This window comes from Streptomyces tateyamensis (genome assembly GCF_003205575.1).
Classification (GTDB): domain Bacteria; phylum Actinomycetota; class Actinomycetes; order Streptomycetales; family Streptomycetaceae; genus Kitasatospora; species Kitasatospora tateyamensis.
This window is the reverse complement of the sequence record NZ_PYBW01000181.1, coordinates 1-10,170: the sequence shown is the minus strand read 5'-3', so window position 1 is coordinate 10,170 and position 10,170 is coordinate 1. Positions and strand designations below refer to the sequence as shown.

Below are 10,170 nucleotides of genomic sequence, written 5' to 3'. Positions count from 1 at the left end.
CCCCAGGGGGGGTGCGGGCATGCCCGCCGAGACCCCGTCCCCTGCTGCCCCCCGCGGCGCCCGCCGGTGGCTGCCGCTGCTCGGTGCGCCGCTGGCCGCCGGGCCCGCGACCACCTTCCTGGCCGCCTTCCTGCTCAGCCCCGGCATCCCGGCCGCGGTCGCGCTGCTGGGCGAGCGGCGGGTGCTGAGGCCCCGTCAGGAGTTCCGCGCGCTGGTCTACGGAGACCCGCTGCTCGCGCTGGCCGCGGCCGCCGGGGTGGCGCAGTGCCGCTCGGTGCCGCCGACCGCGGTGCGGTCCTGGGTGCGCGGCCCGCTGGCGGTGGCGGCGAGCGCCGGCTGGCTGGGCTTCGGGCTCTGGCAGTGGCGGGCCGAGGTGCGCAGCGGCCGGTTCAACCGGGCCCAGGCGTTGGCACCCACCAAGATCTACCACCAGCTCGGCGTCTACCCGCTCCTCGGCTACCTGGCCGGGTCGGCGGTGCTGGCCGGGCTGACCTGCCCGCAGCCGCGCCACGGCCGGGCCGGCCAGGCGCTGATCGCCGCCTGCGTGGGGAGCTGGGCGGCGGCCAACGTGGTCGACCGCCGCCACCTCAAGCTCGGCCACCCGCCCTACGACTGGCACCGGCTGCGCCCGGCCGATCGGCCCTGGCCGCTCGAGTCCGAGACGCTGCGCTGCGCGGCCACCGGCTGAACCGCGCGGCCACGGCAGCGAGCGCGGCCGGCCAGGCCGGCAGAGCAGCCGGTGACAAGCGCCGTCGGTCAGAAGACCACCAGCGAGCGCCCGCCGTGCCCGGCGGCCATCTGCTCGAAGGCGGCCGGGATCTGCTCCAGCGTGATCCGGTCGGTGATCAGCGCCTCCAGGTCCAGCCGGCCCGCCCGCACGTGCTCGGCCAGCACCGGCAGGTCCTTGGCCGGGTCGCTGTTGCCGTAGACGCAGGCGGAGAGCGTGCGGGCGAAGTGGAAGAGCTCCAGCGCGGAGAACGAGACCAGGTCGTCCTTGCCGCCGATGCCCACCACCGTGGTCCGCCCGCCGCGCCGGGTCGCGCTCCAGGCCGCCCGGATGGTCGAGCCCCGGCCCACGCACTCGAAGGCGTGGTCGGCGCCGTGGCCCTCGGTCAGCTTGCGCACCGACTTCGCGGTCTGGTCGTCGGCGAGCAGGAAATCGGTGGCCCCGTGCCGGCGGGCCAGCTCCTCCTTCTGCGGGGTGACGTCCACCGCGATGATCGGGCCGGCCCCGGCGATCCGGGCCGCCTGCAGCACCGCCAGGCCCACCCCGCCGAGCCCGTACACCACCACCGACTCGCCGGCCCGCACCCGGGCCGCGTTGTGCACGGCGCCGTATCCGGTGAGCACCGCGCAGCCGAGCAGCGCGGCCGAGGTGAGCGGCACTCCGGCGGGCAGCGGGATCAGCGCCCGCTCGGCCACCACGGTCTCCTCGGCGAAGGCGGCCACCCCCAGGCCCGGGTAGAGCGCGGTGCCGTCGGGCAGCGCGGCGTAGGTCTCGCCGTAGCCCTGTGCGGCGCGCTCGCACAACCACGGTTCGCCGAGCCCGCACAGGTGGCAGGAGCCGCAGGCCGGCGCCCAGTTGAGCACCACCGGGTCGCCCACCCGGACCGAGACCACGCCCTCGCCGACCGCGGTCACGGTGCCGGCGCCCTCGTGCCCGAGCACCACCGGGGTGGCGGTGCGCAGTACGCCGTTGGCGAGCGACAGGTCGGAGTGGCAGACGCCGGCCGCGGCCAGCTTGACCCGGACCCGGCCCGGCCCGGGGGCCGGCAACTCGATCTCGGTCAGTTCCAGCGGAGCGCCCACGGCGGTGAGCAGGGCTGCGCGAACCATGCTGATCCTCAAGGTAGTCGGAACTGGAGCACTGCTCAGAACTGGAGGGACTTGGTCTGCAGGAACTCCTCCAGGCCGGCTCGGCCGAGCTCCCGTCCGATCCCCGAGGACTTGTAGCCGCCGAACGGCGCCAGCGGGTTGAACTGACCGCCGTTGATGTGCACCTGGCCGGTGTCCAGCCGGCGGGCGAAGGCCACCGCGGTCGCCTCGTCGGCCGCCCAGACGCCGCCGGCCAGGCCGTACTCGGTGCCGTTGGCCAGCTCCAGTGCGTGCTCCTCGTCGCGGTAGGCGAGCACGCAGAGCACCGGGCCGAAGATCTCCTCCTGAGCCACCGTCATCCGGGCCGTCACGTCGGCCAGCACGGTGGGCTGGACGTAGTAGCCGGTGGTCAGGCCGGCCGGCACCTCGGCGCCGCCGGCCGCCACCCGGGCGCCCTGCTCGATGCCGGCGCGGATGTAGCCGAGCACCCGCTCGCGCTGCCGGGCGCTGACCACCGGGCCCATCCGGGTCGCCGGGTCGGCCGGGTCGCCGGGCGCGTACTTGGCGGCGGCCTTGGCGGCGATCGCCACCGCCTCCTCGTACTGGTCCTGGTGGACCAGCAGGCGGGTCCAGGCGGTGCAGGTCTGGCCGGAGTTGGCGAAGACGTTGGCGGCGTTGACGTTCACCGCGCGGGCCAGGTCGGCACCGGGGAGCACCACGTTGGCGGACTTGCCGCCCAGCTCCAGGGCCACCTTCTTGATGCCGCGCCCGGCGGTCTCGGCGATCGCGCGGCCGACCGCGGTGGAACCGGTGAAGGAGACCAGGTCCACCTCGGGGTGGGCGGCCAGGGCGGCGCCTGCCTCGGTGCCCAGGCCGGTGACCAGGTTGAAGACGCCGGCCGGGAAGCCGGCCGCGTCGACCAGCTCGGCGAACAGCCGGGCCACCAGCGGGGTGTCCTCGGCGGGCTTGAGCACCACCGTGCAGCCGGCCGCCAGCGCCGGGACCACCTTGGCGACGATCTGGTGCAGCGGGTAGTTCCACGGGGTGATCGCGGCGACCACGCCGGCCGGCTCCAGGAAGACGGTGGAGTTGCCGACCCGCTCGGTGAACTCGTAGCCGGCCAGCAGCTCGACGTAGGAGTTGGCCACCGCCAGCGGCAGGCCGGCCTGCACGGTGGTGGCGAAGCCGATCGGGCTGCCCTGCTCCGCCGTGACGGTGCCGGCGATCCGCTGCTGCTGCTCGGCCAGCGCGTCGCGCAGCCGGGTCAGCGGGGCCAGCCGCTCCTCGCGGCTGGTCAGCCCCCAGGCGCGGGCGGCGGCCCGGGCGGCGGTCACGGCGGCGTCGACGTCGGCGGCGGTGCCGGCCGGGACCGTCGCGATGACCTGCTCGGTCGCCGGGTTCACCACCTCCAGCACGCCGCCGCCCAGGGTGGGCTGCCACCGGCCGCCGATGTACTGGTCCGCATGCTGCTGCACGGTGGGGTCCTCTCCTCGCGCGTGCTACCGGGGCGTTAACTATCGCTGCTAGTTAACGCCCCGGTCCCCGCTCGACGCAAGGACGCCGCCAGACTACTGCGGCAGCCGCCGGCTACTGCGGGGTGACGTAGGCCCCCGAGATGCCGCCGTCCACCAGGAAGGTGTTGGCGGTCATGAAGGAGGAGTCCTCGCTGGCCAGGAAGGCGACGGCGGCCGCGATCTCGTCCGGCTCGGCGAACCGGCCCAGCGGGATGTGCACCAGGCGGCGGGCGGCCCGCTCCGGGTCCTTGGCGAACAGCTCCTGCAGCAGCGGGGTGTTCACCGGCCCCGGGCAGAGCGCGTTGACCCGGATCCCCTCCCGGGCGAACTGCACGCCCAGCTCGCGCGACATCGCCAGCACGCCGCCCTTGGAGGCGCTGTAGGAGATCTGCGAGGTGGCCGCGCCCATCACCGCGACGAACGAGGCGGTGTTGATGATCGAGCCCTTGCCCTGGGCCTGCATGTGCGGGATCGCGTACTTGCAGCACAGGTAGACGCTGGTCAGGTTGACCTCCTGGACCCGCTTCCAGGCGTCCAGCCCCGTGGTCAGGATCGAGTCGTCGTCCGGCGGCGAGATGCCCGCGTTGTTGAACGCGATGTCCAGCCGGCCGTAGGTGTCCACGGCGGTCTGGTACATGGCCTTCACGGCCTCCTCGTCGGTCACGTCGGCCTGCACGAACAGGCCGCCGACCTCCGCGGCCGCGGCCTTGCCGGCGGCCTCGTCCACGTCGACGCAGACGACGTTGGCGCCCTCGGCGGCGAACCGCCGGGCGGTGGCCAGGCCGATCCCGCTGCCGGCACCGGTGATGACGGCCACCCGGCCGTCGAGGCGGTTGGTCACGGCCTTCTTCTCATCGGTCATTGCGCTCATTCCTCCGTGGCGATGAAGACGTTCTTGGTTTCGGTGAAGGCCTGCAGGGCGTCCGGGCCGAGCTCGCGGCCCAGGCCCGACTGCTTGAAGCCGCCGAACGGGGTGGTGTAGCGGACCGAGGAGTGCGAGTTGACCGAGAGGTTCCCGGCCTCCACGCCGCGGGCCACCCGCAGGGCGCGGCCCACGTCCCTGGTCCAGATCGAGCCGGACAGCCCGTACTCGGTGGCGTTGGCGATCCGCAGGGCGTCCGCCTCGTCCTCGAACGGGAGCACCGCGACCACCGGGCCGAAGACCTCCTCGGTGACCACCCGGGACGCCGGGTCCACCGGGGCCAGCAGGGTGGGCGGGAACCAGTAGCCCTTGCCGCCAGGGACGCTGCCCTGCAGCCGCACTGACACCCCGTCGAGGAAGGAGGCGACCCGGGCGTGGTGCGCCGCCGAGATCAGCGGGCCCATCTCGGTGGACTCCTCGCGCGGGTCGCCGACCTTGACGCCGAGCACGGCCGGCTCCAGCAGCGCCATGAACTCCTCGTAGACGCTGCGCTGGACCAGGATCCGCGACCGCGCGCAGCAGTCCTGCCCGGCGTTGTCGAAGACGGCGTACGGCGCGGTGGCCGCCGCCTTGGCCAGGTCGGCGTCGGCGAAGACGATGTTGGCGCTCTTGCCGCCGAGCTCCAGGGTGACCGGCTTGACCTGCGCGGCGCAGCCGGCCGCGATCTCCTTGCCGACCCGGGTGGAGCCGGTGAAGACCACCTTGCGCACGTCCGGGTGCTCGACCAGCCGGCGCCCGACCACCGGACCGCGCCCGGGCAGCACCTGGAGCACGCCCTCCGGCAGGCCGGCCTGCCGGGCCAGCTCGGCCAGCCGCAGCGCGGTCAGCGGAGTCCACTCGGCGGGCTTGAGCACCACCGTGTTGCCGGCCGCCAGCGCCGGGGCCAGGCCCCAGGCGGCGATCGGCAGCGGGAAGTTCCACGGCACGATGATCCCCACCACGCCGAGCGGCTCCTGGAAGGTGAGGTCGATGCCGCCGGCCACCGGGATCTGCCGGCCGAACAGCCGCTCGGGCGCGGCCGCGTAGTACTCGATCACGTCACGGGCGTTGCCGGCCTCCCAGCGGGCGTTGCCGATGGTGTGGCCCGCGTTGGCCACCTCCAACTGCGCCAGCTGCTCCCGGTCGGCGTCCACCGCGGCCGCGAAGGCGCGCAGCAGCCGGGCCCGGTCGGCGGGGGCCACCGCGCGCCAGGTCTCGAAGGCGGCCTTGGCCCGGGCGACGGCCGCGTCGGTCTCGGCCACCCCGGCCAGCTCGACCGTCTCGATCACCTCCTCGGTGGCCGGGTTGACCACCTCGAACAGTTCGGCTTCGGTTGTCACGGTCACGCGGGGATCTCCTCGAGGGCGCGGACGAAGGCGGTGAACAGGCGGGGGTCGGCCGGGTCGGCCTCGGGGTGCCACTGGACGCCGAGCGCGAACCGGGCGCCGGGCAGCTCCACGGCCTCCACGGTGCCGTCGGTGCTCCAGGCCACCGGGCGCAGGCCGGTGCCCAGGGTGTCGGCGGCCTGGTGGTGGTAGCAGAGCACCTCGGCACCGATGCCGAGGATCCGGCCCAGGCCGCTGTCCGGCTCGACGGTGACCGGGCGCCGGTGGAAGACGGCCGGGGCCTCCTGGTGGCTGTCGTCACCGGTGCGCTCGGGCAGGTGCTGCACCAGGGTGCCGCCGAGCACGGTGTTGAGGATCTGCAGGCCGCGGCAGACGCCGAGCAGCGGCAGGTCGAGCTCCAGCGCGCCGCGGGTCAGCGCCAACTCCCAGTCGTCGCGGCCCGGTCGGGGTGCGCCGGTGCGCGGGTGCGGCTGCTGGTGGTAGCGGGCCGGGTCGACGTCGGGGCCGCCGGCCAGCACCAGGCCGTCCAGCCGGGCCAGCAGCCGCTCGGGCCGACCGACCGGCTGCGGCGGCAGCAGCACCGGCACGCCGCCGGCCGCGGTGACCGCGTCCACGTACAACTGCGGCACGAGTGCGGCCGGTTGCTGCCAGACGCCCCAGGCGGCGTCCTCCAGGTAGCTGGTGATCCCCACCAGCGGACGGTCCGTCACAGCCGCTCGAACCCGCGGCGCCGCTCCCAGTCGGTCACCGCCGCGTCGAAGGCGGCCAGTTCGACCCGCCCGGCGTGCGTGTAGTGGTGCACGACCTCCTTGCCGAAGGCCGCCGCGGCCACCTCGCTGGCCTCGAACAGGGCCACCGCGTCGCGCAGCGTGCTGGGCACCCGGGGGGCGTCGCTGGTGTAGGCGTTGCCGGTGAACTCCGGCTCCAGCTCCAGGCCCTGCTCGATGCCGTGCAGGCCGGCGGCGATCAGCGCGGCCACCGCCAGGTACGGGTTGACGTCGCCGCCGGGGACCCGGTTCTCGAACCGCAGCGAGGAGCCGTGGCCGACCACCCGCAGCGCGCAGGTCCGGTTGTCCCGGCCCCAGGCGACCGCGGTCGGCGCGAAGCTGCCCGCCACGTACCGCTTGTAGGAGTTGACGGTGGGGGCCAGCAGCAGCGAGAACTCGCGCAGGCAGGCCAGCTGGCCGGCCAGGAAGTGCTCCATGGTGCGGGAGAAGCCGTGCTGCAGGTCACCGGCGAACACCGGCGCGCCGTCGGCGGCCCGCAGGCTCAGGTGGATGTGGCAGGAGTTGCCCTCGCGCTCGTTGTACTTCGCCATGAAGGTCAGGCTGACCCCGTCCTGCGCGGCGATCTCCTTGGCGCCGGTCTTGTAGACCACGTGGTCGTCGCAGCTGACCAGCGCCTCGGCGTACTTGAAGGCGATCTCGTGCTGGCCCAGGTTGCACTCGCCCTTGGCCGACTCGACGGTCAGGCCGGCGCCGGCCATCTCGTTGCGCAGGCGGCGCAGCAGCGGCTCGATCCGGCCGGTGCCCAGGATCGAGTAGTCCACGTTGTACTGGTTGACCGGGGTCAGCCCGCGGTAGTCCTTGTCCCAGGCCTGCTCGTAGCTGTCCTTGAAGACGATGAACTCCAACTCGGTTCCCACGTAGGCCTGCCAGCCGTGTTCGGCGAGCCGGTCCAGCTGGCGGCGCAGCACCTGGCGGGGCGAGACCGCGACCGGGGCGCCGTCGTGCCGGGCCAGGTCGCACTGGACCATCGCGGTGGCCGGGTGCCAGGGGACCCGGCGCAGGGTGGCCAGGTCGGGCACCATCACCAGGTCGCCGTAGCCGCTCTCCCAGGAGGAGACCTGGTAGCCCTCGACGGTGTTCATCTCCACGTCCACGGCCAGCAGGTAGCCGCAGCCCTCGGCGGCGTTCTCGACCACGTCGGTCAGGAAGTAGTCGGCCGCCAGGCGCTTGCCCTGCAACCGGCCCTGCATGTCGGTGACCGCCAGCACCACGGTGTCGATGGTGCCCTCGGCGACCTGCGCCCGGAGTTGATCGAGCGTCAGCCGGGAACCGCTCACTGGTCCGCCCCCTTGCGATCGGTGATGGGTTGATGACTTTCAGTATCCTGCTGGACGCGCGGCCCGGTGAACCAGTGCCGCGCGGAGGCCAGCCACCAGATTCCGGCGAAGCCGAGCACCGCGGTGATCGCCACCGAGGTGTAGTTGAAGTTGCCCGCCTTGATCGGGCTGGTGGTGGGCAGCATGAAGAGCACCGTGATCAGCCCGGTCCAGCCGACCGCGATCAGGCCGATCGGACGGCTCCAGCGGCCCAGGTGCCAGGGGCCGCGCTCGAAGTCCTCGCCCTGCCGCAGCCGCAGGAAGACCGGGATGACGTAGGAGAGGTAGAGCCCGATCACCGAGACCGAGGTGACCGCGGCGAAGGCGGTGGAGTTCCACAGGGCCGGCAGGCCGAACAGGAAGGCCCCGGCGGTGCTCAGCCAGATCGCGTTGGTCGGGGTCTGGGTGCGCGGGTCGATCCGGTGCCACAGCTGCGAGCCGGGCAGCGCGCCGTCCCGGGAGAAGGCGTACACCATGCGGGAGTTGGCGGTGACCGAGGCCATCCCGCAGAAGAACTGGGCGCCGATCACGATCAGCAGCAGCGCCTCGGCACCGCTGCTGCCCAGCGCGTCCAGGAAGATCTGGGCCGGCGGCACGCCGGTGGAGCTGGCCAGCTCCCCGGCGTAGTCCTGGATCGCGAAGGTCAGTCCGAACAGCAGCACCCAGCCGGCCACCAGCGAGACCAGGATCGAGTTGACGATGCCGCGCGGCCCCGAGCGGGCCGCCTCCTGGGTCTCCTCGGTCATGTGCGCGGAGGCGTCGTAGCCGGTCAGCGTGTACTGGGCGAGCAGCAGGCCGAGCAGCGCGACGTAGAAGGAGCTGTGGAACCCGGTGGTGTTCGCGAAGTGGCCGAAGACGAAGCCGACCGAGGCGTGGTGGTGCGGGACCACGGCCAGCGCCACCACGATCACCAGCACACCGACCAGGTGCCACCAGACGCTGACGGTGTTGAACAGTGCCACCAGCCGCACGCCGAAGCTGTTCAGCAGCCCGTGCAGCAGCAGGATCACCGCGAAGATCGCCACCGTGTGGGGGGCGGTGGCGGCGAAGCCCCACCGCAGATCCAGCAGCGCGTTGGTGAAGGTCGCGGCGCCGTAGTCGACGCTGGCGGTGACGGCCACCTGGCCGAGGAAGTTGCACCAGCCGGTGAACCAGCTGGCCGCGGGGGCGTTGTGCCGGGCCAGTTTGGCGGCCCAGAAGTACAGGCCGCCGGCGGTCGGGAAGGCCGAGCAGATCTCGGCCATCGCCAGGCCCACGCACAGGGTCATCAGGCCGACCAGCGGCCAGCCCCAGGTGATCAGCGCGGGGCCGCCGGTGGCCATGCCGAAGCCGTAGAGGGTCAGGCAGCCGGAGAGGATGGAGACGATCGAGAAGGAGACCGCGAAGTTGCTGAAACCGGAGAGCGAACGGGCCAGCTCCTGGGTGTAGCCGAGCTCCTGCAGACGCTGTTCGTCAGCCGAAACAGCCGCGGGCGCGGTCGGAAACACGGCGGTGCCAGCCTGGTCGGCGGGGGATGGGTCGGAGGTCACGCGCACTCCTGGGGTTCGGTGGGGGATCCGAAACGTGCGCCCACGGCATTGTGGTGTCCAATGGTCTGGTATCGGACCATTGATTGCACCGCGCATGCTTCCGTTCAACCCCGTGCCACGTCAAGCCCCCCGCCCGGAACGGAACCTCGCTACGATTCCGCCCGTGGACCCGGCAGGCGGCATGGATGCGGAAGTGGACTGGCAGGGCGGCGCGATCTTCCGCCCCGTCCGGACCGGCAACGCCTTCGAGGAGACGGTCCAGCGGATCCTGGAGGCCGTCAAGCTCGGCGTCTTCGGCTACGGGGACCGGCTGCCGCCCGAGCGCGCGCTGGCCGCCCGGCTCGGGGTGAGCCGGGAGACCCTGCGCGAGGCGCTGCACTCGCTACAGGCGGCCGACTGCGTGGAATCCCGCCGCGGCCGCTACGGCGGCACCTTCGTCACCTACCGGCTGCCGGCTCCCGATCTCGGCGAACTGGCGCGCGCCGTGCGGGACATGGGCACCGAACTGGAGGACGCGCTGACCTACCGGCTGGTCCTGGAGACCGGCGCCGCCGAGCAGGCCGCGCGCCGCGAACTGACCGCCGAGCAGCGCGAGCGGTTCACCCGCCACCTCACCGACCTGGAGCAGGCCCCGCCCGAGGAGTACCGCCGCCTCGACTCGCGCTTCCACCTGGCCATCGCCGAACTCACCGGCTCCCCCTCGCTGGCCGCCGGGGTGGCCGAGAGCCGGATGCGGCTGAACGACCTGCTCAACGCGATCCCCGTGCTCTCCCGCAACATCGAGCACTCCGCCGCCCAGCACCGAGCGATGGCCGAGGCGATCCTGACCGGCGACATCCCCACCGCCCGCCGCGCCACCGAGGAGCACCTGGAGGCGACGGCGGCCCTGCTGCGCGGGTTCCTCGGCTAGGGCCGGTCCGGCCGATCTTGTCGACCGGACCGGCCCTAGTACTACAGGGAT

The 10,170-nt window shown here is 73.2% G+C and carries 9 protein-coding genes; 2 read left to right on the top strand and 7 right to left on the bottom strand.

What is annotated here, in order from left to right; genetic code table 11:
• Positions 1-688, top strand: a 688-nt coding sequence (locus C7C46_RS31605) for a hypothetical protein (protein ID WP_220040732.1), incomplete at its 5' end; no start/stop codon positions are given.
• Positions 689-756: 68 nt separating this feature from the next.
• On the opposite strand, the gene C7C46_RS31600 is transcribed toward C7C46_RS31605, so the two are convergent.
• From C7C46_RS31600 to C7C46_RS31570, 7 genes are all read right to left on the bottom strand, one after another.
• Positions 757-1,836 carry a Zn-dependent alcohol dehydrogenase gene (locus C7C46_RS31600; protein ID WP_110673354.1) on the bottom strand — a complete coding sequence of 360 codons (1,080 nt, stop codon included), beginning with the start codon at positions 1,834-1,836 and terminating at the stop codon, positions 757-759.
• A gap of 35 nt (positions 1,837-1,871) precedes the next feature.
• Entirely contained in the window at positions 1,872-3,290 is a 1,419-nt protein-coding gene (locus C7C46_RS31595; RefSeq protein WP_110673353.1) for an aldehyde dehydrogenase family protein, read from the bottom strand.
• Positions 3,291-3,402: 112 nt separating this feature from the next.
• Positions 3,403-4,191: a 3-oxoacyl-ACP reductase gene (locus C7C46_RS31590; RefSeq protein WP_110673352.1), complete on the bottom strand. Its 789-nt coding sequence runs from the start codon at positions 4,189-4,191 to the stop codon at positions 3,403-3,405.
• A gap of 5 nt (positions 4,192-4,196) precedes the next feature.
• Positions 4,197-5,576: an aldehyde dehydrogenase family protein gene (locus tag C7C46_RS31585; RefSeq protein ID WP_425470156.1), complete on the bottom strand. Its 1,380-nt coding sequence runs from the start codon at positions 5,574-5,576 to the stop codon at positions 4,197-4,199.
• A complete protein-coding gene (locus C7C46_RS31580; protein ID WP_220040731.1) occupies positions 5,573-6,286 on the bottom strand; it encodes a gamma-glutamyl-gamma-aminobutyrate hydrolase family protein in 714 nt (237 codons plus the stop codon). Before C7C46_RS31580 ends, C7C46_RS31585 begins: the two co-directional genes overlap by 4 nt.
• Positions 6,283-7,641 (bottom strand): glutamine synthetase family protein, encoded by a 1,359-nt coding sequence (locus C7C46_RS31575; RefSeq protein ID WP_110673350.1) that lies wholly within the window; start codon positions 7,639-7,641, stop codon positions 6,283-6,285. The genes C7C46_RS31580 and C7C46_RS31575 overlap by 4 nt, the downstream gene beginning before the upstream one ends.
• The gene (locus C7C46_RS31570) at positions 7,638-9,167 is read right to left on the bottom strand and encodes an amino acid permease (RefSeq protein WP_245985252.1); all 1,530 of its coding nucleotides are present in this window, start codon (positions 9,165-9,167) and stop codon (positions 7,638-7,640) included. Before C7C46_RS31570 ends, C7C46_RS31575 begins: the two co-directional genes overlap by 4 nt.
• Before the next feature lie 205 nt (positions 9,168-9,372).
• On the opposite strand from C7C46_RS31570, the gene C7C46_RS31565 reads away from it, so the two are divergent.
• Positions 9,373-10,119: a FadR/GntR family transcriptional regulator gene (locus C7C46_RS31565; protein WP_245985250.1), complete on the top strand. Its 747-nt coding sequence runs from the start codon at positions 9,373-9,375 to the stop codon at positions 10,117-10,119.
• Positions 10,120-10,170: the final 51 nt, after the last annotated feature.

Bases quoted from the DNA above. Each gene is read 5' to 3' on its own strand.
- C7C46_RS31600 (WP_110673354.1), bottom strand. From the start codon at position 1,836: ATGGTTCGCGCAGCCCTGCTCACCGCCGTGGGCGCTCCGCTGGAACTG.
- C7C46_RS31590 (WP_110673352.1), bottom strand. From the start codon at position 4,191: ATGACCGATGAGAAGAAGGCCGTGACCAACCGCCTCGACGGCCGGGTG.